Consider the following 24,821-nt stretch of genomic DNA (forward strand, 5'->3'; position numbering starts at 1 on the left):
CTCCTCGTTCCACATCTCCTCCCTCGTTCCTAGGCCTCTACCTCCTCCTCGTTCCGCTACGGAGTTGCCTTTCGCTCCTCGGCCTTCTTCGCCGTCGGATCCACGAGTGATCTCCGATCCTTCAGGTGCTGTTCCATCTGCAGCCGCGGCACCCCGTCCTTCAGCCAGTCCGGCGCCGGCATGTCGCGCAGGAACGTGTCGAACCACTCCTGCATGCGCACGGCGTAGTCCTTCTGGTTGGCGGGACGGGACAGGCCGTGGTTCTCGCCGACGTACTCGAGCAGCACCACATCCTTGCCCAGCTCGCGCAGCGTGTTGTAGTACGTGATCCCCTGGTTGAAGTCCACCGCGCCGTCGCGGTCGTTGTGGAGGATCATGAACGGCATCTTCAGGTTGTTGGCGAACCGGTTCGGCGAGTTGCGGATGTATGGGTCGGGATTGCGCGCGTAGCTGTCGCTGAACCGTCCCTGGCTCGAGATGAAGATCGGCTGGTTGGCCGAGCCCGAGTTCCAGTAGACCGAACTGAACATCGAGACCATGTCGGTGAGCGGCGCGCCGGCGATGGCCGTCTTGAAGATGTCGGTCTGCGTCGTGATGAACGTCGTCTGGTAGCCGCCCCAGCTGTGCCCCTGCAGGCCGACGCGCGAGGGATCCACGATGCCGGTGGCAATGGCGGCCTTCACCGCCGGCACGACGCACGCCACCGCGGAACGCCCCGGATCGTCGAGCTTGTAGGTGATGTCGGGCTGGAAGAACGCGTAGCCGCGGGACGTGTAGACCGCGGGGTTCGCGTAGCGCGTCGCGTTGGGCTGCGGATAGACGTTGTAGCCCTGCGACAGCTTCTCGTAGATGTACGTCAGCGTCGGGTACTTCTTGCCGTTCTCGTAGTTGGCCGGCAGGAAGAGCGCGCCCTGCAGCGTGTCGCCGTGGTCGCAGACGTAGTTGACGAGCCGCGCGCCGCTCGACCAGAGCACGTCCTTCTGCTGCGGGTTCGCGTCGGTCAACCGGCGCTCGTTGACGAGCCCCGCATCGGCGGCGTACACGTCGGGGTACTTCACGACCGTCTGCCGCGTGAAGAACCAGGTGTCGGCGTCGCGCGCCTTGCGGTAGTCCACCTTGTTCTCTTCCCAGGTGATCACCGTCGCGCCGCCCTTGATGGCGTCCACGCGCGACAGCCCTTCCTTCTTGGTCCACTCCCCGTACGTCTCGAAGAGGAGCGGCTTGGCGACGTCGATGCCGCGCTCGCGATACGGCGCACCCACGCGGGCCTGATACCGGATGCGGTCCTTGCGTCCGTTGGCCGTGAGGTTCTGCGCCGCACCCTTGAGCGGGAGCTTCCACACGTCCCAGTTGTCGCGCACCAGCAGCGCGCTCCCGTCCTTGCTCCAGCCAAGCGGCGGCGCGGCCTGCGGCTTGATGGTGTTGTGGTCGTCCTCGTCGTCCCAGAACTTCGCGTCCACGCCCGTGGTCAGCGTGCGGGTGGTGGCGGTGGCGAAGTCGTAGACCTTGTAGTCGCCGTCGTCGTAGAACGCCGCGCGCTCGCCATCGGGCGAGAAGGTGACGCCGCCGCCGAAACCGCCACCGCCGCGCAGCTTGGTCGCGAGCGGCTTCCGCGCGCCGGTGGTGATGTCGATGGCGTAGACGTCGCGGAACGCCTTGCCGTCCACGCTTGCCTGCCGCTCGTACGGCGTGATGTCGGTCCCCACCGCCCAGCGGTCGCGCGAGGCCGTCTGCACGTCGCGCACCTTGGCGTCGGCGAGCCGCACCACCTTGGCCGTGCCGACGTGGTACGCGGCGAGGTAGCTGAACGTCTTGTCCTGCGCCTCCTGCACCTGCTGCTGTGCCTGCAGGCGTGGATCCTTCCAGTGCCACAGGATGAGCGACGGCATGTCCTCGTCGGTCTGCGGCGCGGCCGCCACCTGGCCGGTGTTGCCGGCGCCTGGCGCGGTGCCACCCGGGCTGGGCGGCGTGAAGTTGCCGGCCGCTTCACGCGGACGCGGCGGACGCGGCTCGCGCAAACCAAAGTAGAGCACGGCCTGTGTCTCGCCCCAGCGCGGCGAGCGGTCGCCGCTCACCACCAGGCCACCGTCGATGCCGGCCGACTTGGCGTTGACCTCGAACGACGTCGGCGCCGCGCCGTTGAGTCCCTTGAAGCCGAGCACGCTGAACGACGTGTCGCTGGTGGCCGTGTCCACGGTGGAACGCAGGATGGCCAGCGCGTCGCCCGAGTCGATCCAGGCCAGGCGGCGGTAGCTTGCCTTCGCCGCGTCGAGCGAGCGCGTGACGCCGGTGGCGACCTCGCGCAGCTGCAGCGAGTTGCCGATGAGGTCGCGCGCGTCAAGCGTGTAGGCGAGCCAGCGTCCCGATTCATCGAACGCGAACTCGCTCACCCCCGCAATGGTGATCGGCGTGCCGCCGGCGAGGTTCACGACTTCGAGCACCGTGCCGCCGCCCGCGGGCGCGCCGCCGCCCGCGCCCCCCGCCGGCGCCGCATCGGGCGCCGTGTGATGGATGGCGATCCAATCCGACTTGTCACCGCCAAAGCGATAGGCGCGCACACGCTCGAAGTCGCGCTTGGTCCCCGTGGCGAGTTCCACCACCGACAGCCTGTTGCTGAGCGAGGCGCGGGTGCGCCGCGCGCGCTTGGCGTCGGCCGACTTGGGATAGACCACGAACGCCGCCCACTTGCCGTTGCCCGAGAGCGAGACGGGTGCCAGCGGCAACGCGCCGCCGAAGCCGCCGAAGCCGCCGAAACCGCCCGCTGCCGGCGCCTCGCCGACCGGGAACTTCATCTCCTTGGCACCGGATGCGGTGGCGCGTATCACCACGTCGCCATCCCCCTCGTTGGGGGCGAGGACATAGGCGAACCACTTGCCGTCATTCGAAACCTGCGACGACCGAATGGACTTCCAGGTCAGCAGGTCGGTGAGCGACAACGGCTGCGGCGTGGCCGGCTTGGCCGCGGCGGGCTTCGCCGCCGTGGAGTCCTGGGCCGCGCCCAGGATCGGTGCCGCGAGAACGGCGAGGAGCACGAAGAGACGGCGCATGGGGCCTCGGGGAGGAATGCAGATGCCGTGGGGGGACAGGAAAGCTACGCACGGATGCGCGAGGGCGCTGAGCGGGACGGGCGGGCCCGGGGCGGCGCCTTGCGGCAAAAGTTAGTAGATACTAACTTTGATTCGTGGCCATTCCTACCTCCGCCCCTCCGCGTCCCGAATCGCCCGTCGGCGGCTTCCGGCGCGCCCGCACCGCGCCGTCGCTTTCCGAGTCGTACCGCACCATCTCGGTGGACGGCACCACCTGGTTCCGCAAGCTGCTCGCCTTCGCCGGTCCGGGGTACCTGGTGGCCGTCGGCTACATGGACCCGGGCAACTGGGCCACCGACATCGCCGGCGGCTCGCGCTTTGGCTACACCCTGCTCAGCGTCATCCTCCTCTCCAACCTGATGGCGGTCCTGCTGCAGGGACTCTCCAGCAAGCTGGGCATCGTCACCGGACGCGACCTCGCACAGGCCTGCCGCGACCACTACTCGCGCCCAACCGCGATCTTCCTCTGGTTCCTCTGCGAAATCGCCATCGCCGCCTGCGACCTGGCCGAGGTCATCGGCTCGGCGATCGCGCTCCACCTGCTCTTCGGCATCCCGCTGACCTGGGGCATCATCATCACCGCGGTGGATGTGCTCATCCTGCTCGCGCTGCAGCGGCGCGGCTTCCGCGTGCTCGAGGCGCTGGTCATCGTGCTGATCGCCACCATCGGCGCCTGCTTCCTCTTCGAGATGGTCATCTCGCGCCCCGACCTCGGCGCGGTGGCGCGCGGCTTCATCCCGACGCCGGAGATCGTGCGCAATCCGGAGATGCTCTACATCGCCATCGGCATCCTCGGCGCCACGGTGATGCCGCACAACCTGTACCTCCACTCGTCGGTGGTGCAGACGCGGCGCTACGCGGAAACGGCGCAGGGGAAGCGCGAGGCGGTGCGGTTCGCGTTCATCGATTCCACCATCGCCCTCACGTCGGCGCTGTTCATCAATGCCGCCATCCTCATCGTCGCGGCCGCCACCTTCCACACGACCGGCAACACGCAGGTGGCCGAGATCCAGGACGCGCACAAGCTCCTCACGCCGCTGCTGGGCGTGGCCGGCGCGTCGACGGTCTTCGCGCTGGCGCTGCTGGCGAGCGGGCAGAACTCGACGCTCACCGGCACGCTCGCCGGCCAGATCGTGATGGAGGGCTTCCTGGACCTGCGTCTCCGCCCGTGGGTGCGCCGGTCCATCACGCGCGCGGTGGCCATCGTGCCGGCGGTCATCGTCAGTGTGATGTACGGCGAGAGCGGCACGGCGAGGCTCCTCATCTTCAGCCAGGTGATCCTCTCGCTGCAGCTGTCGTTCGCGGTCTTCCCGCTCGTCATCTTCACGTCGGACAAGGCCAAGATGGGTGAGTTCGCGAACCCGCCCTGGCTCAAGGGGCTGGCCTACGTGGTGGCCGGCTTCATTGCGACCCTCAACGGATGGCTGCTCGTGCAGACCATCGCGGGATGGACTTCCTGATGTATCACCGCATCCTCGTCCCGCTCGAGAACACGCGCACCGATCGCGTGATCGTCGCCCACGTGCGCACGCTGGCGCACCACTGCGGCGCGGCCATCATCCTCATCCATGTCGCCGACGGCTTCGCCGCGCGCAACCTGGCGCAGCTCGACCTGCGCGAGAGCGAGGAGATGCGCCGCGACCGCGCCTATCTCGACGCCGTCTGCGAGGAACTCGTCGCCGATGGGCTGACCTGCGAGGCGGTGCTGGCCTGCGGCAATCCGGCCGATGAGATCTCGTCGGCCGCCGAGCGTGAGCAGGCCGATCTCATCGCGATGGCGACGCACGGACACCGCGGGCTCAACGACCTGATTCGCGGCAGCGTCGCCAGCGAGGTCCGGCATCGCACGCACGTCCCGGTGCTGATGGTGCGGGAGGCGCAGCTGAAGGGGCCCGCGTGACGGCGGCGCGCACGACGCAGCGTGCGGCGCAACGCCCGGCTCACCAGGTCCGCTCGGCACCCGCATCCGCCCCGGCGCTGACGGGTCAGGCGGAGGATTATCTCAAGGCCATCTATGAGATAGAGCGCGATGGCGAACCGGCCGGCACCACGGCCATTGCGGCGCGGCTCGGCATTGCGTCGGCCTCCGCCAGCGGCATGGTGCGGCGGCTCGCGCGGCAGAGTCTCGTGGCGGTGGAGCGGTACCACGGCGCGCGGCTCACGGCGCGTGGCCGGCGCGTGGCGCTGCAGTTGATCCGGCGGCACCGCATTCTCGAGAGCTATCTCGTCACCCGGCTCGGCTTCGGCTGGGACGGCGTGCACGACGAAGCGGAGCGCCTGGAGCATGCGGCCAGTCCGCGTTTGATCGCGTCGATGGCGGCCGCGCTCGGCGATCCGAAGGTCGATCCGCACGGCGCGCCAATCCCGCGCCCCGACGGGACGGTGGACGACGCGCGCCTGCGGACGGTGGATGACCTGCCGGTCGGCGCGGCGGCGCGCGTGGCGCGCATGAGCGATCGCGATCCGGCGCTGCTGCGCTACCTCGGCGAGCTCGGGATCCGCCCCGGCGCGTCGCTGCGGCTGGTGGACCGCGGGCCGTTCGACGGGCCGCTCACGGTGGCGGTGGGCCGGGCGCGGCATGTCATCGGGTCGGCGGTGGCGCGAAAGGTCTACGTGCGCTAGGTCGCGTGGTGCGCGGGCACGGGCACGGTGGGGTGCACGGGAAGGGGAATACCCCACTTGCGTGAATCTCACTACTAAGCTAATATTCCCTCCGTCACCCCCGGCCCCCCGGCGGGGCACCCTGGACCCTGAAGGACTACGGAGTATTGACGGATGCGCTCAGTGGCTGGCTTGTTCGCTCTGCTCGTCGCCACGGCGGCGGGTGCGCAGGATGCGAAGTTCGTGAAGGATGCGGCACACAGCGAGATCAACTTCGTGGCCGAGTCGCGCCTGCTAGACGCGCACGGCTACTGGGAGAAGTGGGACGCCGACATCAGCTTCGATCCGACCGACTGGCAGAAAGCGTCGGTGCGCCTGGTGATCGATGCCAAGAGTATCAACACCCGCGTGTCGGCGCGCGACACTCACCTGCGCAGCAAGGATTTCTTCGCCACCGACTCCTTCCCGCAGATCACCTTCGTCTCGAAGATCGTGAACAAGGTGGGCGACGCGAAGGTCAACATCACGGGCGACCTGACCATCCGCGGCGTCACCAAGCCGGTGACCATCCCGGGAACGCTCGTTTTCTATGACGAGAAGGCGAAGATGGGGCGGATGAAGGGGCAGTTCACCATCGTGCGCTCCGAGTACGGCGTGAGCTTCAACTCGTCGATGAACCCCATCGCCGACGAAGTGCCGGTGACGTTTGACATTTCGTTCAAGGCGGCGCAGAAGTAACGGAGACGGCGAGCGGAACGAGGACGGGGTAGAGGCTCGGCGAGGCGGAACGAGGTGCGGAACGAGGAGGGAGGTCGCTGGTGCGCCAGGGACCTCCCTCCTCGTTCCACCCCTCCTCGCCCCTCGCCAGGCCTCTACCCCCTCCTCGTTCCGCCATATTGTTGTCGTGCTTACCATCCACCACGCCGACAACCTCAAGGCCCTCGCCGCCTATCCCGACGCGAGCTTCGCCCTGATCTACATCGATCCGCCTTTCAACACCGGCCGCTCGCAGGTGCGAACGAGCTGGAAGGCGCAACGGGTCGCGCGGGGCGGGCGCGTGGCGTTCAACGGCAAGCGGTATGCGCAAGTGCGCACGGGAAGCCGCTCCTTCGACGACGCCTTCGACGACTACCTGGCCTTTCTCGAGCCGCGGCTGGTCGAGGCACGGCGCCTGCTGACGCCCACCGGATCGCTGTTCGTGCACCTCGACTACCGCGAGGTGCATTACGCCAAGGTGATGCTCGACCGGATCTTCGGGCGCGCCTCGTTCATCAACGAGATCATCTGGGCGTACGACTACGGCGCGCGCACCAACAAGCGTTGGAGCCCCAAGCACGACAACCTCCTCTGGTACGCGCGCGACCCGAAGCGCTACACCTTCAACCAGGACGCAGCCGACCGCGTCCCCTACATGGCGCCGGGCCTGGTGGGAGCGGAGAAGGCGGCGCGCGGGAAGGTGCCCACCGACACATGGTGGCATACCATCGTGAGCCCGACCGGCAAGGAGAAGACCGGTTATCCGGCGCAGAAGCCGCTGGGAATTCTCGAGCGGATCGTGCGCGTGCACTCCAAGCCCGGCGACCGCCTGCTCGACTTCTTCGCAGGGAGCGGCTCCTTTGGCGATGCGGCCGACCGCAACGACCGCGACTGCGTGCTGGTTGACGCGAGCCGCGCGGCGATGACCGTGATGAAGAAGCGGTTCCGGGGGCGCGACGTGAAATTCGTGTGAGGCGGGAGACGACAACCGCCGTGTATGTCCGTGCTGCTCCGTGTAATCCGTGGTATTCCGTCGCCGCTACCTTGTCCGCCGCGCCGCCTCCCACGCGCTCCGCAATTCGGCCACCTCATCCGCTTCCGTCGGCAGCAGCGACCATGTGGTCGGCGGCAGGAACATCACGGCGTCGCCAAACTCGGTGGGCGACTCGAACTTGATGGTGTACGTCTTGGGGTTCGTGAAGCTCGGCCCGTCGATGGCCCGCACCGCCGACAGCGGGACGCGGATCTCGTAGCGGAAGTTCGAGATGATCAGTTCGTCGTCGTCGAGGACGACGTGCTTCAGCGGCACCACCGTCACCCAGAGAATGGCGAGCACGGGGATCGCGCCGACGAGCATCATGAGCAGGAACGCCGTCGGCGACAGGCCGTTCAGGTGCATATGCGGACTGTCGAGTCCAAGGATATAGGGCGACGCCCCGCCAACGATCATGCTTCCCATGACGAGCACGGGAAGCAGGACCTTGTAGGTGAAGGTCGATCGCGATGACAGCGACTTGGCCAGTCCAGCCTCCATGTCCGGGGCGCCCCGGTGTTCGGGGAACGCCGCTACGGTTTCAGTCTCGCCACCAGCCAGTCCGCCAGCGTCCCCATCACTTCACCGTCAATGCGGCCGCTCGTGAGCTTTACGTAGCCACCGGGAAATCCGCTCGGGTCGATCAGGAAGAGATGATTGCGGTCCTTGAAGACCTTCATCGTCACGTCCTTGTTGCCGCCGGCCTTGAACGCCTGCTCGAGCACCGGCGCCTGGTCCGGCGTCACCTGCTGGTCGGTGCCACCCTGCAGGATGAGCACCGGCACCTTCACCTTCCTGGCCGTCGGCACCGGGTCGTACGCGAGGAAGTACTGCATCCACGGCACCTTCGCCGTGGTGGAGTCGAACGCGGCCGTCGCGGCCTTGAGCGCGCTGTCCTTGCTGGCGGCGGGGACCTGCTCGGCGCCCATGATGCCGTTCTTCAATTGGAAGTCGATGATGCGCTGCCCCGTGTACGCGGGGCCGGCGAGCAGCACGATGCCGGCGAGCCTGGGGTCGGTGCTCGCGACGAGCGGCGCGATCATCCCGCCCTCGCTGTGCCCGGCCAGCGCGATGCGCGCGCCGTCGATCTCGGGCCGCGCGCGCAGGAAGGCGATGCCGGCGCGAATGTCGTCGGCGAAGTCGGCGCTGGTGGCCTTCTGCACGTCACCGCCCGAGCCGTTGATGGCGCGGTCGTCCAGCCGCAGCACCGCGATGCCGCGGCGGCCCAGCGTGTCGGCCACCTGCCGGAAGAGCCGGTAGTTCGGCACGAGCGGGATGTATTCATCGCGATCCTGCTGGCCGCTGCCGGTGATCGTGATGACGGCCGGGAGCTTCCGGGTCGCACCCTTCGGCAGGGTGAGCGTGCCCGTGAGCACGTGGCCGGCGGGCGACTTCACCGTGACTTCCTCGGCGGTGTACGGCGCACCGGCCGGCGCGCCGTAGTCGGGGCGCCCGATGGAGATCTTGTCCGCCGCCGCGCCGTCCACGCGCGTGATGACGATGTTCTGCGACGGGAGCACGCCGCCGGTGATCTGGTCGTTCGCGTCAATCCCAAAGCGCGTTTCCTGTCCGGCGACGCGCACGACCACGGAATCCTTGCCGAGGAACTCGATCATCACCTCGAGCTGGGTTCCCGCCGAGAGCGCGAACATCGGCACCATGGCCCTCGCGCCCTGCGCGCGGGCCCGTTGCACCGCCAGTTCGAACATCGCGAAGTCGTTGTTCAGCAGCGGCAGCGGCTTGTTCTTGATCGCGCGCGCCAGCCGGCGCTCCGCGCCGCCAAGCTGCACCGTGATGAAGGCGGAATCGGCGGTCATCGTCTGCACGCCGCTCTGCAGCGGCGGCGTGTCCGGACGGGCGCCGGTGCCCCACGCCTTGAAGGCAAACGACGGGACGAACGGGCCGGCAGCGAGATCGGCGGTGAAGGTCATGCGCCCCTGACCCTTCATCAGGAGGTCGCCGCTGATAGACGAACGGCTGCGCGTGACACGCTCGACCACGATGGTATCGCCGCCGCGCGTCAGCACGTAGGCGGATTGCGGCACCGCCACCGGCGCCGCGACCTGCTCCTGGCTGGCGGCGGCCTTCGGCGTCAGCGCCAGGAAGATCCCGACGGCGAGCAGCGCCGCGATGATCACGAGAAGGATGATGAGCCACTGCTGCCGCTCATTGGCGGTGGCATCCGCGGACGTCTGGGACATCGATGAGTCCTCGCCGGAGTCCGGCGCATTCAACCGGTGGAAAAGGCGCACGAGCACAGCCGCGATCGCGATGCCGAGTATGGTCATCGCGACCCACGGCTTGCTGAACGGCAGGTGATGGTTCGTACGCAGGCCGGCCGCGAGGAGCGCGGCGACCGCCGCGACCACGAAAGCGGCGCCGCGTTCGCGGGGCGAACGGGCGTGACGGCTGCAATGCGGGATGAACATCACGGCTCCGGGTGCGGACGGTCATCGTCGCTCTGTTCCCTGGTCCACGAAAGGAAGGCGATGAAGCCGAAGAGAAGGGCGAGGGCGGAGATGACGTAGCCGAGGAGTGGCGGCGGCGGGTTCTGGCTGCGGGGGCCGACGATGAAGATGAGCAGCGCGATGGCGAGCAGGATCACGAAGACCACCAGCATGCCAACGGTTGCATCGTGCTGGGTCGGCGGCTTCGCGGGCCCGCGCTTCAGGGTGTGCGGCGGAGGAATGAAGACCACGGCTACTCCTGTTCCGGCTCGGATTCACGCACCGCTGTTTCATCGGCCGCCAGCTGCCGCTTCAGCCGCCCGTTGCGGCGGAGCGCGTCACGCAGCAGAAACTCGATCTGCCCGTTTAGGCTGCGCATGTCATCGGTGGCCCAGCGCTGGATGGAAGCCAGCACTTGGTCGTCGATGCGGAGCAGAAAGGGTTTGCGCGGCATTGGGCAGATGGCAGATGGCAGGTGGCGGATGGCGGACGGCGGATGGCGGATGCGAGGGCATCCGCCGTCTGCCATCAGCCATCTGCCATCAGCCAGCTCACGTGTAGAGGCTTCCAGTATTCACCACCGGCTGCGTCGAGCGCTCGCTGCAGAGCACGACGAGCAGGTTGCTGACCATCGTGGCTTTCCGCTCATCGTCCAGCTGGACGATGTTCTTCTTCGCCAGCAGTTCGAGCGCGTTCTCCACCATGCCCACGGCGCCCTCGACGATCTTGTAGCGCGCGGCGATGATGGCGCTGGCCTGCTGGCGCTGCAGCATCGCCGCGGCGATCTCCTGCGCGTAGGCGAGGTGCGAGATGCGCGCTTCGAGCACCTCGACGCCGGCGCGGGCCAGGCGTTCCTGCACGGCGGCCTGCAGGTGCTTGCTCACCTCGGCGGCGTGTGTCGACAGCGACTCCTCGCCGGCCTGATGCGCATCGTACGCGAACTGCGAGGCCGTGGCGCGCAGCGCCGACTCGGTCTGCACCGTCACGTACTTCTCGTAGCTGTCCACCTCGAACAGCGCCTCGGCGGTCTCGACGACCTTCCACACCACGATGGCGCCGATCTCGATCGGGTTGGCGTGGATGTCGTTCACCTTGAGCTTGGCCGTCTCGAAGTTGCGCACACGCAGCGAGACGCGGCGCTTCACGAGGAACGGATTGGCCCAGAAGAAGCCGTCGCGCTTGAGCGTGCCCTTGTAGCTGCCGAAGAGGACCAGCGCCTTGGCTTCATTGGGGTTCACGATGAAGAGCCCGCCGAGGCAGAAGAGCGCCACAAGGAGCACCACCAGCGCGGTGACGAGCACGCCCATCTGGCCCGGCGGCGCGGCGGCGCGAAGAATGACGAGGAACGAGAGAACGGCCACCGTGATAAGGGTGAGCAGCATCACGAAGCCATTCAGCGCGGCATACGGTTTTTCGCGGTACATGGTTGATCACTCAGGAAGGGTGATGGCAAAATGATATCACTTTGAAAGCAGGAAGTCAAATTCGCCGCTAAGGTGTTTTATGGCAAGAGGTTACTTCTTCTTACCGGCCGCGGGTTTCCACTTCGGCGTCGGTCCGAATGGCGGAATTCGCTCCTCGCGCGCCGAGTACTCGATGACGAGTGCCAGGCGCCGCTCGCGCGTGGCGGGGAGCTTGGCGCTCATCACCCATGACGTCATCAGCTTCCGGTATCCCGGCGGCTGCACCGTGAAGAACGCCCACGCGCGCCGGTTCGCCCTGAAGCGCTTCGCGATCGCCGCGGAAAACTTCAAGGGATCATTTTCGAAGGGATAGACGCCGGAGCGCTCCGGCGTGCGGCGGGCGAATGCCGCGAGTCCCGCGGGCGTCATGCGACCGGCGGCAATGAGCGCCTCGACCTTGCCGATGTTGACCTTGCTCCAGATGGAGTTCGGCTTGCGCGGCGTCCAGCGCTGCATGTAGCAGATCTCGTCGATGGACTTCACGACGCCATCGATCCACCCGACGCACAGCGCCTCGTCGAGCGCTTCCTTGTAGACGACCCCGCCCTTGCCGGACGCTTTCTTGTAGTAGCCGATCCAGAGTTCGGTCTTCGACGCGCCGTGCTTGGCGAACCAGGCGCGGAGAGCCTTGGTGGTTTTGAAGAAGGTGGGCTTCATCGGTGCACCGGCACGGGCACGGTGGAGTGCAAGGGCACGGGCACGGTGGGGTGCACGCGCACGGGCACACTGGGTAAATGGTACATGGTACGACGGGCTGGCGTTGGACTCAACAATGCACCAATTCAGTATCCCCGCACCACACCGTGTCCTTGCACCCCACCGTGCCCGTGCCCTTGTACCACACCCTCCTGTGATATCCGCCAGGGTCTCATTTGCGGTGATCCACGGCATGGGCGCCCAGGACTCCACCTTCGCCGACGCCTTCCTGCGCGCGGTGCGCGCGCGCGTCGTCGCCCGCGGCATTCCCGACGCCACGCTGGACGTGGAGTCCATATGGTGGGGTGATCTGTTTCAGGTGGACGAGGACGACCTGTGGCGCCGGATGACGCAGGCGCATCGCCTCGACTGGGGGTGGCTGCGCAAGTTCGTGATGGGCGTGCTCGCCGACGCCGTGGCGTACCGTCGTCCGAACCCCGGCCAGTACGACCACTATCAGGCCATCCACCAGCGCGTGCACGAGCGCCTCGCCGATTTGTCGTCGCGCACCGGCGCAACAACGCCGCTGGTGGTGGCGGCGCATTCGCTGGGGAGCGTGATCTTCTCCGATCATGTCTGGGACGAGCAGCACGCGCGCGGCCCCGGACGCGATCCGCTCACACGCTGCGAAACGCTCGCCGGCCTCATCACCTTCGGCTCGAACATTCCGCTCTTCACGCTGGGCCTCGACCAGGTCAAGCCGATCACCTTTCCGCCGCCCGGCAATGGGCTGAGCGCGCCGCTACGGGCCGCGGCGCGGTGGATGAACTACTTCGACCGCGACGACGTGCTGGGGTATCCGTTGCGCGAGATCAGCCCGGCGTACGCCGACACCGTCAGCGAGGATGTCGTGGTGCAGGTGGGCGGGCTGCTCTCCAGCTGGAACCCGGCCTCGCACACGGCGTACTGGGATGACACCGATTTCATCGATCGCGTCGCGGCGCAGATTGCCGACGTCGCGAAGGCCGGCGAGGCGTGATGACTTCCCGCGGCGTGAACGGGCAGGAGGGGCGGGCGTGACCGCGGAGCTGCGGCTGGGCTGCCAGGGGTGGAACTACGCCGCCTGGGTCGGTCCGTTCTACGCGCCGCGCACCCGCGCCGCGGACTTCCTCACCGTGTACGCCCGCGCCTTCAACACGGTGGAAGTGGACAGCACCTTCTACGCGACGCCCGCGGTGCAGACGGTGCGCGGCTGGGCGTCGCGCGTTCCCGACGGATTCACCTTCGCGCTCAAGCTGCCGCAGGAGATCACGCACGAGCACCGCCTGCGCCACTGCGAATCGCCGGTGCAGCGTTTCTTCGAGGTGGCGCGCGAATTGGGACCCAAGCTTGGCCCGGTGCTCGTGCAGCTCGGTCCCGACTTCGTCCCCGCGGAACTGCCGGCGCTGGCCGGCTTCCTGCCGCTGCTGCCGCGCGACCTGCGCGTCGCCGTGGAGTTTCGCCATCGCGGATGGATCACCGACGGCATCGTCGCGCTCCTCGCGGAACACCACGTGGCGCTGGCGCTCGCCGATGCGCGCTTCATCCCACGCTCCGTGATGCTCAAGTTGGCCGACCGCCCCACGTCGGACTTCGCCTACTTGCGCTGGATGGGACCCGACCGCGACATCGCGGACTACTCGCGCGTGCAGCACGACCGGAGCAAGGAGCTCGACGCGTGGCGGAAGGCGATTCCGGTGATCGCGAGCCGGGTGAAGACGGTCTATGGCTACGTGAACAACCACTTCAGCGGGCACGCGCCGGAGAATGTGCGCTGGCTCCAACGGCAACTGGGCCAGGTCGCGGTGGACCCGGCCCAGTTGGGCGATCAGCTCCGGTTGTTCTGAGCGCCCAAGCGGTATCTCGATGCGAACGCGGTCGCTCGAGGGGCCGCTGGATCATCGCGGGTCACGGACGTCGTGGCGGCTTGGGAGTGCTGTGCTGCTGAAAGCTGACGACCAGTCCGCCGCGATCCCGGCAACTCTCCTCGGAGACGGGAGAGTAGAGGTAGGTGCCGTCCTTGCACCGGGCCGTAGCCGCCGGGGGCGGCGGGCCGTCGGGCGCCGGCACAGGCTCTATGGCCCGTTGCGCGGCCCGCTGGACTGCGGGCGCGGGCGGCGGAGGGGTAACCGCCGGAGCGTCCGCCGCCGCCGGCGCTTGCGCCGCCGCTCTAGCCGCGGGACGGACGGAGTCAACGGGTGCGCTCACCGACTTGGGCGCAACCGGTGTGCTTCGCACTGCATCCTGGTTGCGCGGCGCAACAAGCGTCGCAGCCCGGGTCCTCGGCGCGACCGTTTCTGGACGCGGGGCGGAGGCCGGCGGCGGCAGCAAGGCGGGAGCGCCGTCCTTCTTCGGGGGCGGCGGCGCGGCTTGCGCGCCGAGCGTCGCCATCGGTGAGCTCAGTGCGATGGCGACAAGGGCGACAAGGGCGGAACGACTCATCGTGCTCATGGTATCACCGTCACGTTAGGTGCCGTGTATGTTCGGTAGTTCGCGTTCGTGAACGTGGCGCTCGGCGTCCCTGTCGCCGTGGCTTTGAGATAGAAGTCCACGTAGTTGAGGTTGGCGGGGACCGTGACAGCAGTCACGACTGCGTTATTCTTGCGAATCTCGATGCCGGACGCCGCGCTGATGGAGAACGTGGTAGCGGCCAGCACGTTGCGTGTATTTCCGTCGGGATCCCTGGTGTACAACGTCACCAGCACGGAGTCGCCCACCTTCATGGATACGGCCGGCCAACTGACGAGGTTGTCGACGCGTCCGGAATCGACCACCACGGTCGCGCTATCGGGGATGTGGTACGGTGACGGGATGGACATCGTGATCGTGTCGGTCCCGATCACGCTGCCGATGGTGCGGAAGTAGGCGTAATAGCTGCCGGCCGGGATGGATATCGCCGACGGCACCGTCGCCTTCACCGTGCCGACATGCCCGAGGTTCACGGTGGTCGCCGCCACCATGTAGTCGGGCGTCGCGCCGTACAGGTTGTCCGTGTATTGCCCAAGTCCGAGTTTCGTCGTGGTCCAGTTCAAGTACGCGATCGGGGTGGAGACGGATACGTTGCTGGTCCCGGTGTTGTACTTGTACAGCGCCGCCCGCGCATCGGTGGCCGACAACTGCGACGTGCCGACGGCGGCCGGTGTCCACTTGGCGCTGTTGTTGTAGTACGAGCCCGCCGGAATGGTGACGGTCGCGGAGTCGATGGAGGCTACTGCCCCGCTCGACGAGGACAGCGTGACCGTCACGTTCTCCGTGGTGTAGTGATTGCTGCCGTTGGCATCCTGCGCGTAGACGGTGATGCCCTGTGCGCCGGAGGTCGTCCGGGGCGCCGTGTTCGTGGTGATGTAGAACTTCGGCTGCGTCACCTGCACCTGCATTGGTGACGCCGGTCCAAATCCGGTGGCGGTGGCCTGGATCTGGATCGTCCCGAGCGTGTCCTGGGCGACCACGCCGAAGTAGGCGTAGTACGAACCCGTCGGAATCGTCACCGACGCCGGCACCGTCGCCACGCGCGTATCGGTGCTGACGAGGTTCACCGTGACGGGCGACGTCACGTTGTTCTGCGTGTAGACGTAGAAGCCGGTGGTGCCGGACGTCTGGCGCATCCCGAGCATCGTGGATCCGGCACTGAACGCCAGTGACGGACCGGTCACGGTTACGACGTTCGTGGTGACGCTCGGCAGCACGCCCGCCGAGTCGGCAATGGTCAGGCTCGCGGTCCCCGGGCCAAAGAAACTGTAGTAGGCGTAGGTGTAATACACGCCACGCGCGATCCGGACGTACGTTTGCGTTGGCTTGATGACCGTCGTATCGCTTGAAGTCACGCGAACGACGATCGTGTCAAGCACGTAGTGACTGCTGTTCGTCGAATCCGCGGCGTAGATCGTGATGGATCCCTGCGGACTGGTGGTGAGGGCCGTCGCGGGCAGGCCGGACGCGGTGATACGCGGCGAACTGACCCGCACGAAGGCCGTATCCGGGAGGTAGCCCGGTGCTGACGCGATCAGCGTGTCAATTCCCGTCGCCATTCCGGCAAAGCCGAAGTACGCGTAGTAGCTCGCGGCCGGGACCGTCACCGAAGCCGATGAGAGCGAGTCCGCTGCTGCGTTCGTCTGGGAGATCGTCACGGCCAGCGGCGTGGTGCGGTTGTCCGGCGTGTAGACGTAGAAGGAACTCGGCCCGTAATACTGCCGGCGGCCGAGCACGGCGGTGGTGAAGCTGAAGTTGAGCTTTGGCGTGACGACCGTGTACTGCGCGGAGTCGGGCAGATGCCCTGGGGCTGACACGACCACCCACGTCGTTCCGAGGCCGCGCGGTGTCATCCTCGCGTTGTAGTTGTAGTAGGTGCCGGCCGGGATCGTCAGCGACGACGAATCCACCTGAATGACGCTCGTATCGCGCACCGTGATCGAGACGACGAGCGGCGTCGTGCGACTGTGCGCGGCGTTGAGCGAATCGCGCGAATAGACGTAGACGTTGTTGCTCGCACCGAACACCCGGTAGGTGCCGCCGCCCGATGTGGTGACCCGCGGTGTGGTCACGCGCACGTAGGACGTGTCGCCCTGATACCCCGGCGCCGACGCGATGAGTGACACCGACGTGGACGTATCCAGGCCGGCGAGGTTGAAGTAGGCGTAGTACGACCCGGCTGGAATCGTGACGGTCGCGGGTGCACCCAGCTTCGTCGTGTCCGACCTGGCGATGCTGACGGTCAGCGCCGCGACCACGTTGTTCGGGGCGTAGACGTAGCCGGCATTCACGTCCGTCTGGCCGTTGCCGATGTTGCGCGTGCCGCTCCAGTTGAACTCGAGCTTTGGCCCGACCACGGTAACCAGCACGGAGTCGGGGGTGTGCCCGCCCGCCACGACCTTGATCCACGCCGTGCCGCCCGCGCCGCCGGGCTGGTACCGAATGCCGCTGCTGTAATAGGAGCCGGCGGCAATCACTGGCGTCTGGTCCAGGATCTGGATGACGCTTGGGTTGCTCGAGCTGATCGTCAGGGCCAGCGCGCTCGTCCGGTAGTGCGCGGTGCCGACGGAGTCCCGCGCATAGACGGTTGTCGACTGGATCGGGGAGGTGGTATTGATCGTCGTCGTGCAGCAGATCGTGGTGCGCGGCGTCGTGACGATCATCGTGAGCGTGTCCGGCGTCCAGCCTATTGCGCTGATGATGACTTTCGCGGTGCCCACGCCCCTGGCCGAGACGGTGAAGTAGCGGTAGTACGAGCCCGCGGGAATGTCCGAGCCTCCGTTGCCGCCAACGGTCACGACCGTCGTGTCGGTGCTGGTGAACGTCAACGGAACGGCCAACGATGAGCTTTGCGGCGTCCAGACATACCAGCCGCTCTCAAACTGCCCGGCGCCAAGACGGGCCGTCGCACCGGCGCTGATGCTCAGCACCGGGGCCGACACGTACAGCGTGGAGGCCGTGCCGTTCACTCCCGTGGCCACCGGCGTGATGGTAGTGTTGCCCGTTGTGCTGCCCAGCGCGGTGATGACGACATTGCTCGCGAGCTGCCCGGCCGGAATGAAGGCCGGGTCCGGCGAGACCTGCGCGCGCCCGGCCGTGCCGTACGTGAACGTCACGTACGTTCCGCCGGCGGGTGATGGATCGCTCAACAGCACTTGCGACGCGACCTGGTCGGTCGCATTCAACGACCAACTTGACTGCGCCATTCGGATGTTGGCTTGCACGGCGACGGCGGCGGTGTCGCCCTTGTAGACGCTGGCGGCATCGGTGGCGTAAATGAGCGTGGTGCCGGCATTGCGGCCGTTGAGCGTCGCATTGGCCGACGTGCTTCCCGCCGCGATCGTGATGCTCGCCACCGAGAAGAAGGCGTTGGTGTCGCGGGCGGCGAGGTTGACCGTCACCGGCGAGGCGTTTGGCCGGCTCAGCAGGATCGGGATCGATGTACTCGAGCCGCGTCCCACCGTGAGCGTGTCGCGCCCGAACGAGATGATCGCCGGTACCGTCGTGCTCACCACGACCACCGCATTGTTGGATGTGACGGTGCCGCTCGTCGCCGTGATGTTGCTCGAACCCAGCGTCACGCCGGTCACCACACCGGTGGAGGCGTTGACGGTCGCGACCGCCGGCGTGCCGCTGGCGTACGTGAACGTCCCGCCGGAGATGTATCGGTTGTTCGCATCCTTGCCGCGCGCCGTCAACTGCACGGTGCCGGTGATGCCGATCGTGTCCGGAGTCGGTCCGAGCTCGATCGTCGCAAGCACTTGCTGGACCTTGAGCGCCGCAGACCCGGTCTTGCCATCCGCCGAGGCCTGGATGGTGGTCACGCCGTTGGCGTTCGACAGCGCGCGCGCCCGCGTGGCGCTGATGCTGTCCAACAGGGCGACGGAGCCATTGGTGCTGAACCAGGTGAACGTCACCCCCGTCATCGGCGCGTCGAGCGTGTCACGCGCCTCGGCGCGGAAGTAACGGCCGATGCCCAGCGACGCGAGCGCGGTCGTATCACTGACCGGCACGCCTGAGGAATCGCGGCCGACGATGATCCGCGTGATCGGGGTGAGCACATTGACGATCGCCGTTCCCACCACCGCCCCGGAGGCCGCTCGCACCTGCGTCGAGCCGAGGGCGTTCGCCGTCACCGTGCCGCCGGTGTCCACCGACGCGACGGTGGGGGTGACCGTGCTCCACGCAAACGATTTGACGCTCGGCATCGCATTGCCCATGCCGTCCACGGCGCTCGCCGTGAAGGCATAGTTGCGCGTCTTGTAGATGTTGCGATTTCCGGGCGTGATGCTGATCGTCGCCACCCGCTGCTGCACGACGATCAGCGCCGAGTCCTTCGTGCCGCCGGCCTCGGTCGCGACGATGTACGTCGAGCCGTTCGCGAGGGCGGTGACGAGACCCGCGGTGCTGACCGAGGCGACCGTCGGCGTGCGGCTGACCCACGTGAACGTGCCGGTCATGTTCGAACCGGCGCCGTCCTTGGCCTGCGCCGTGAGCGTGCGCGTCGCGTTGAACGACACGATCGTGTCGAGGCGCGGCGAGACGACGGTGGTCGCAATGGTCCCCTGCGCCGTGGCCGCGAACGTCACGGGCGAACCCGTGAGTCCGGTGCTGGTGACCGTCACGCTCTGCGCCCCCGGCGTGATGCCAAGGGTCCACGTCGCGCGGGCGCGGCCGTTCGGATCGGTGGCGGTCGTCTGGCCCGAGAGCGAGCCGCCGCCCGTCGCAATCACCCAACCGACCGTCGCGGCGCTCACCGGATTGCCGAGCGAGTCGGTGACGAGCACCACGAGCTTCTGCGGCAGCGCCGCCCCGGCTCCGCCGGTCTGTGCATTGCCGCTGTCGGCCACGATCATCCTGGCGGGCGCCGGGTTGACCGTGATGCTGGTGGTCACTGCCGCGGCATATCCGGTGGCGGCGAACTGCAGCGTGTAGGTGCCGGCCTTGGTCAGGCGAAGGGCGCTGAACGAGGCGACGCCCGCCACCGCGTTCACGGTGGTCGTGCCGCCCACGACCGCGCCGGCCGGGCCGGTCGCGACGGAGGCGGTTACCGCACCCGTGAATCCGGTTTGCACCACGCCCAACGCGTCCTTCGCCTGCACGACGACGGCCGGCGAGAACGTGACCCCCGCCACCTGCGTCGGCGTCGGCGGCGTACTGATGGCGATCTGGTTGCTGCTTCCCCCCGTCGCCGTCGCCGAGACCGTCAGCGAGGGCAATCCGGTGGCCGAGGCGGTGAAGGTCTGCGTGCCGTTGATGAGGCCGAGTGTCCACGAGACGTTGACGACGCCCGATGCATCGGTCGTGGCACTCGTCGGCGTGATCGAACCACCGCCGCTGGTAACGGCCAGCGTGAGCGGCACGTTCGCGATGCCGTTGCCCAGCGCATCGCGCACCTGGAGCGTGATGGCCGAGAGCGCGGCGCCTGCCGCGGCGATCTGTCCGCCGCCGGCAATGACGGCGATCGCGGTCGCTGCGCCCGGCGCGACGTTGAACGGCGCACTCGTGCCGCCGGTCATCCCGGTCGCCGACGCCGTCAGCGTATATCCCGCGCCGCTGCGCGTGATCGTCAGGCTGTCGAACGTGGCCACGCCGGCCACGGCATTGCGTGCAAGCGTGCCGTTCAGCGTCGCGCCGCTGGGGTTCACGCCCAACGCCAACGTGATGGCGCCCGTGAACGACGTCACCGGATTGCCCGATGCGTCCTGCGCCGTCACGGTGATTGGCGGAGCGATCGCCATCCCCGCATCGACGGTGGCGGGCATGGCACCAAAGACGAGCCTCGCTGCGTCGCCCGCGGTCATGTCGAAGGTGGCGCTCGTGACGGACGTCAGCGACGGGCTCGAGAAGACGAAGGTGAAGCCGGTGCCGGCGCGGTTGAGCGTCAGTCCGGTAAACGTCGCGACGCCCGCGACGGCGGGCACCGTGGTCGTGCCGCTCAGCGTCGCACCACCCGTGTTCGCACCCAAGGCGACAGTCACGTCACCCGTGAAGGTCGGGACGAGGTTCCCGGCGGCATCCTGCGCGACCACCCTGATGGCCGGCATGGCAAGGCCCGCCTTGCCCGACACCGGTCCGGTCTGCACGGCGAGCCTCACCGGCGCGACCGAGCGCGCCGTGGCGCTGACCGTCAGCGGCGATCCCGAGAGTCCCGCGCTCGTGACGCTTAGCGTCTGCGTTCCGGCGGTGGGTCCCAGGGTCCACTGTGTGCTCACATTGCCCGACGCGTCCGACACCGCCGTGGCCGGTGAGGCACTGCCGCCGCCGCTGGCGGCGAAGGTCACCGTGACACCACCGACGCCGATCCCATCCGACGCGAGGACGCGCGCGACGATGGCCTGTGGCAGCATGGTGCCCGTCGCGGCGGTCTGGCCGTCGCCGTTTGTCAAACTGAGGCGCGCAGCGGGCAGCGTCACGGTCACGCTGGCGCTGTCGCGCGGGCCAGTCAGCAGCAGCGCATACACTTTCGCGGTGCCGCGCCCCACCAATTCTGCCGTGCCCGTGGTGGCGTTGACGGTGACCACGCCGGCGTCCGAGGACGTGAACACAATGGGCGTTCCAGGCAATATCTGGCCGCTCGCCGAACGCGCCTGGGCGTTAAACGTGATGGACTGACCGCGGATCCCCGAAACCGTCCGCGGCGACATCACGACGGACGCCGCCGTCGATCCCGGGCCGGTGTACTGCACCGGCACCTGCACCGGGGCCGGTGGTGTTCCACCCGTACCCGGGGTGACCGTGACCGGGATGGGGCCGCCCTTGAAGACGGTGTCGCCTGCCGCGTTGACGTACCCGAGATTCAGGTTGAGCGGCACGCCGCTCGTCGGCGCGTTGGCGGGAAGCGGGACGTTGAGCGACAGCAGGAGCGAATCGGCGCCGGCGGGGAAGCTCACGACCGTGTCGAGCGCGATCGACCCATCCTCGCGCCGCAGCGTGATGCGCACACGTTCAAAGGCGACCTGCTCCAGGGCGGAGCGCAGGGCACTGGCTGGCACCGCCGTTTCGTACTTCGGCTCGATCGCGAAGGCCGCGATCCGCTTGAAGACGGAGGCGGGGGTGGAAACCGGGCCGGTGACCTCGCGACCGCACGCAACCAGCACGGCGATGAGCAGTCCAGCGGCGACGGTGAGGCGGCGAATCGGCGAAGCGCTACGCATGGTCGCACCCACTGTAAGAAACACGGGCATCCACATCGGTGTCCGGAAATGGCACAACACGGGACTCTAACGTATGGACATACGGTCAGCCCCGCGAGGGCACAAAGCGCGGGCGGCCTGTGACGTGGGTCACAGGCCGCCCGTCGTCGTCGCTTCTAGCGACGGCTGCCTAGGGTTTGCGCGGCGGACCCATCGTCATGTCCGGCGACCCTGCCCTTGGCGCACTCGGCGCCGCCTGCATTGCTCGTTGCGCGCGCAACGGAGCCTGCAGGGCGAGGGGGAGCGGCGTGGTGTTGACCTTGATCAGCGTGCCCACGATGCGATTTGCGGAATCGTACATCAACGGGGTGTCGTTGGCGCCGTGTCCGGTCTGGGACGACGAACAAATCTGGTAGAAGCCACCGGTGCCGGTGGCCGGGTACCCGGCAGTCAACGGATGCGTCACGCTGCGCACGACCTCACCCCAGGCCGCACACTCGCCGACTATGGTAATCGATGAGCCGAGCCCCTGGAGCAGTGCCGTCTCGACCGCCTGATAGTAGTAGTAGGCCGGATTCTCGCCGACCATCAGAATCCGCCCACCCTGCGCCGCGAACGCCTTGAGGCCGTTGATCTCGGTGACCGAGAAGTACGTTGCCGGCGTGTGGATGATGATGAACTTCACGTCGGGGGCCACCGTCGTAAGCACACTGTGCAGCGACGTCTGCTGCCATGTGAGGCCAAGACCGGTGAGCAGCGCGCCGAAGTTGTACCAGTTGGATCCCGCCAAGGTGTAGTCGTAGTTCCCGCGGTCGGCGAGCAGTAGCACTCGGTTGGCGCCCGCGCGCGTGCCAGAGGTCGAGAAGCTCAGGAAGTTCCTCAGGAACTGCGCGTTGCCGTACACGAACGTGCTGCCGGACTTCGCCAGACCGTTGCTATCGTCGAACGCGTTCACGTCGTCGATCACGACAATACTGCCGCCCGAAGCGACGGCTCCGCCCGTGGCAACCGCCGTCGCGGACGCTGAGCCGAGATTCGCACTGGACGCCGTGAGCGTCTGCCAGCCTGAGACGGCGCCCAGGGTCCACGACGTGGACAATTGCCCGGCGCTGTTCGTCACACCCCGGCTGGGTGACGCGCTGCCACCGTCCGACGCCGTGAAGCTGATGCTGACGCCCGACGTGAACGCTTGGTTGCCGAAGCGATCCTCAAGTCCCGCGAGCATCGGCTGCGGGAGCGCGGCGCCCGGAGCTCCAGTCTGGCCTCCGCCCCCGCGGATGACGAGGCGCGCGGCGGGGCCCGGTGTCACCTGGAAGGCAGGTCCCTTGGCCGCGACGATGTCCGGTGATGTGCCGAGGAGTTGGTACTCTCCGACGGTCGTCAGGCTCAGCTTATCGAAGGTGGCGGTGCCTGCTATTGCGCTCGCTGTCTTCGTCCCGTCGAGCGTCGTGCCGGTCGGGCTCTTGAACATCGAGACGGTAACCTGGCCGGTGAACCCGGTCGCCACATTTCCGGCGGCGTCCCGCGCGATGACGCTCAGGACATCCATTGCACCGGCCTGCATGCCGAACACCGGATACGACCCGAACTCCAGTCGCTGGGCCGGCCCCGGCACGATGGCGAAGCTGGCTGACGTGGCGCTCTGCAACCCATCCGCGCTCGCGCGCAATGCATAGCCCGTGCCAACGAGGTTGACCTTCAAGTCGGTGAAGGATGCCACCCCACCCACGGCAGCCCTCGACGACGCGCCGAGCAGCTGCGCGGACGGCGGTCCGTCGCTGAGCGCGAGCGTCACCGTTCCCGTGAAGGTCCTTGCAATGTCACCTTGAGCATCCACGGCATTCACCGTCACCGGCAACGGCGTGCCGGCCGCGTTCGTGGCTGCTGGTCCGCTGGCGATCACGAGCTTGACCGGCGCAACGGACCGTGCGGTCGCTCTGAAGGTGATCGGCGAGCCCGACAACCCGGTCGCCGTTGCAGTGACGCTCTGCTCGCCGGTAGCGGGACCAAGCGTCCATGTCGTTGATGCAATACCGTTCACGTCCGTACTCGCCGTGGCGTTCGCCACGGATCCACCACCCGTCGTCACGGCGAATGCGACGACCACTCCGCCTACCCCGAGGCCGTCGCTTGCCGTCACCTTCACGGCAATCGGCTGGGCGAGCGCGGTGCTCACCGCTCCTCGCTGCGCATCCCCAGCGTACGCCGCGATCGTGCGGGGAGACAGCGTGACGTTCACTATCGCCGTGTCGGCGGGTCCCGTCAGGAGTTGCGCCAAGATGCGTACCGAGCCACGGACCCCGAGGGACGCGCCAGCGCCCGAGGACGACGAGTTCAACGAGACCCGCGTGGGATCAAGCGTCGCCCAGACAATCGGTGTGTTCGGGATGACCGTGCCGGCGGCATCAGTGGCCACCGCGGTGAACTCGAACGGCCGGTTCTCCGTGACCGCCAGCGAGCGCGGCGAGATGAATACCCGCGTGGCCGAGGCCCCCGGACCAGAATACTTCACCGGAATCTGCACCGGAGCCGGCTGGTTGCTGCTCCCCTTCGGGGCCACGGTGAGGTCGACGGGGCCGCCCTTGAAGACGACCTCGCCCGCCGTATTCATATAGCCGAGGTCGAGCTTGAAAGTCTCGCCGCCGGCGCCTGCGCTCGGCGACAGCGGCACGCTGGCGGCGAGTACCACGGAGTCGGCGCCCACGGGGAAGAGCACGGTGGTGTCGAGCGCCACCGTGCCATCGGCGCGGTGCAGGACAATGCGCACCTTCTCGAAGGCGACGACGCCTTCCACAGACTTCCCGGTCACGAGGCGCGGGAAGACGGGCTCGACGCTGAACTGGCCGTGGCGCAAGAGGGTGACGCCGTTCGCCACCGGGGCCGATGCCTCTCGGCCACAACTGACGAGCATCGAGACCACCGCGACGCCAAGCAGCGCGCCAGCCGCGCGCCGGAGCGGGCGTGAACTGATCATAAGACGGGACCGGTTGGAATAGTCAAACCCATGGGATGGGGGGACCCACAAATCATCGGTCGCTCGAGGGGCGCCACGCGCACCCACTCGATTCTGGTGCATCCGGGCTGTGTTCGCCAGACCACCATGTTGCGACATCCCACTATAAGGTAGGGCTTCCCGCCTTACAGCGTGTGATGTG

16 protein-coding genes are annotated in these 24,821 nt (G+C 67.6%); 7 read left to right on the forward strand and 9 right to left on the reverse strand.

The genetic code is table 11. From position 1 onward, the window contains the following. Positions 1-56 precede the first annotated feature (56 nt). Positions 57-3,047: a prolyl oligopeptidase family serine peptidase gene (locus tag VGJ96_03540; protein ID HEY3286176.1), complete on the reverse strand. Its 2,991-nt coding sequence runs from the start codon at positions 3,045-3,047 to the stop codon at positions 57-59. A 134-nt stretch (positions 3,048-3,181) separates the two neighbouring features. Here VGJ96_03540 and VGJ96_03545 point away from each other — a divergent pair, with 134 nt between their 5' ends. The 5 genes from VGJ96_03545 to VGJ96_03565 all read left to right on the forward strand — a co-directional run bounded on the left by VGJ96_03545 (position 3,182) and on the right by VGJ96_03565 (position 7,416). Continuing rightward, positions 3,182-4,546: an Nramp family divalent metal transporter gene (locus VGJ96_03545; protein HEY3286177.1), complete on the forward strand. Its 1,365-nt coding sequence runs from the start codon at positions 3,182-3,184 to the stop codon at positions 4,544-4,546. After that, complete coding sequence (locus VGJ96_03550) at positions 4,507-4,986, forward strand: universal stress protein (GenBank protein HEY3286178.1); 480 nt, start codon at positions 4,507-4,509, stop codon at positions 4,984-4,986. The genes VGJ96_03545 and VGJ96_03550 overlap by 40 nt, the downstream gene beginning before the upstream one ends. Next, on the forward strand, positions 4,983-5,708 hold the full coding sequence (locus VGJ96_03555; GenBank protein HEY3286179.1) for a metal-dependent transcriptional regulator: 726 nt from the start codon (positions 4,983-4,985) through the stop codon (positions 5,706-5,708). Before VGJ96_03550 ends, VGJ96_03555 begins: the two co-directional genes overlap by 4 nt. A gap of 162 nt (positions 5,709-5,870) precedes the next feature. Continuing rightward, on the forward strand, positions 5,871-6,425 hold the full coding sequence (locus VGJ96_03560) for a YceI family protein (GenBank protein ID HEY3286180.1): 555 nt from the start codon (positions 5,871-5,873) through the stop codon (positions 6,423-6,425). A 166-nt stretch (positions 6,426-6,591) separates the two neighbouring features. After that, positions 6,592-7,416, forward strand: a complete 825-nt coding sequence (locus VGJ96_03565) for a site-specific DNA-methyltransferase (GenBank protein ID HEY3286181.1) — start codon at positions 6,592-6,594, stop codon at positions 7,414-7,416. Between the two features lie 66 nt (positions 7,417-7,482). On the opposite strand, the gene VGJ96_03570 is transcribed toward VGJ96_03565, so the two are convergent. The 6 genes from VGJ96_03570 to VGJ96_03595 form a co-directional block, all read right to left on the reverse strand. Then, positions 7,483-7,977, reverse strand: a complete 495-nt coding sequence (locus VGJ96_03570; GenBank protein HEY3286182.1) for a hypothetical protein — start codon at positions 7,975-7,977, stop codon at positions 7,483-7,485. A 32-nt stretch (positions 7,978-8,009) separates the two neighbouring features. Next, on the reverse strand, positions 8,010-9,905 hold the full coding sequence (locus tag VGJ96_03575; GenBank protein ID HEY3286183.1) for an alpha/beta fold hydrolase: 1,896 nt from the start codon (positions 9,903-9,905) through the stop codon (positions 8,010-8,012). Continuing rightward, positions 9,905-10,174 (reverse strand): hypothetical protein, encoded by a 270-nt coding sequence (locus VGJ96_03580; GenBank protein HEY3286184.1) that lies wholly within the window; start codon positions 10,172-10,174, stop codon positions 9,905-9,907. The genes VGJ96_03575 and VGJ96_03580 overlap by 1 nt, the downstream gene beginning before the upstream one ends. A gap of 2 nt (positions 10,175-10,176) precedes the next feature. Continuing rightward, a complete protein-coding gene (locus VGJ96_03585; GenBank protein HEY3286185.1) occupies positions 10,177-10,377 on the reverse strand; it encodes a hypothetical protein in 201 nt (66 codons plus the stop codon). Positions 10,378-10,474: 97 nt separating this feature from the next. Next, positions 10,475-11,347, reverse strand: coding sequence for an SPFH domain-containing protein (locus VGJ96_03590; GenBank protein ID HEY3286186.1), 873 nt, complete (start codon positions 11,345-11,347; stop codon positions 10,475-10,477). A 90-nt stretch (positions 11,348-11,437) separates the two neighbouring features. Next, positions 11,438-12,043: a YdeI/OmpD-associated family protein gene (locus VGJ96_03595; GenBank protein HEY3286187.1), complete on the reverse strand. Its 606-nt coding sequence runs from the start codon at positions 12,041-12,043 to the stop codon at positions 11,438-11,440. A gap of 232 nt (positions 12,044-12,275) precedes the next feature. Between VGJ96_03595 and VGJ96_03600 the strand changes: the two genes are divergently transcribed. Next, on the forward strand, positions 12,276-13,061 hold the full coding sequence (locus VGJ96_03600; protein HEY3286188.1) for a hypothetical protein: 786 nt from the start codon (positions 12,276-12,278) through the stop codon (positions 13,059-13,061). 37 nt (positions 13,062-13,098) lie between these two features. Beyond that, positions 13,099-13,908 (forward strand): DUF72 domain-containing protein, encoded by an 810-nt coding sequence (locus tag VGJ96_03605; GenBank protein HEY3286189.1) that lies wholly within the window; start codon positions 13,099-13,101, stop codon positions 13,906-13,908. A 600-nt stretch (positions 13,909-14,508) separates the two neighbouring features. Here VGJ96_03605 and VGJ96_03610 read toward each other — a convergent pair. Together VGJ96_03610 and VGJ96_03615 are read right to left on the reverse strand one after the other, a co-directional pair. Next, the gene (locus tag VGJ96_03610; protein HEY3286190.1) at positions 14,509-21,687 is read right to left on the reverse strand and encodes an Ig-like domain-containing protein; all 7,179 of its coding nucleotides are present in this window, start codon (positions 21,685-21,687) and stop codon (positions 14,509-14,511) included. A 169-nt stretch (positions 21,688-21,856) separates the two neighbouring features. Next, a complete protein-coding gene (locus VGJ96_03615; protein ID HEY3286191.1) occupies positions 21,857-24,640 on the reverse strand; it encodes a hypothetical protein in 2,784 nt (927 codons plus the stop codon). Between the last annotated feature and the right edge of the window lie 181 nt (positions 24,641-24,821).

The sequence above is a fragment of the Gemmatimonadaceae bacterium genome (assembly GCA_036504815.1).
Lineage (GTDB): Bacteria > Gemmatimonadota > Gemmatimonadetes > Gemmatimonadales > Gemmatimonadaceae > PNKL01.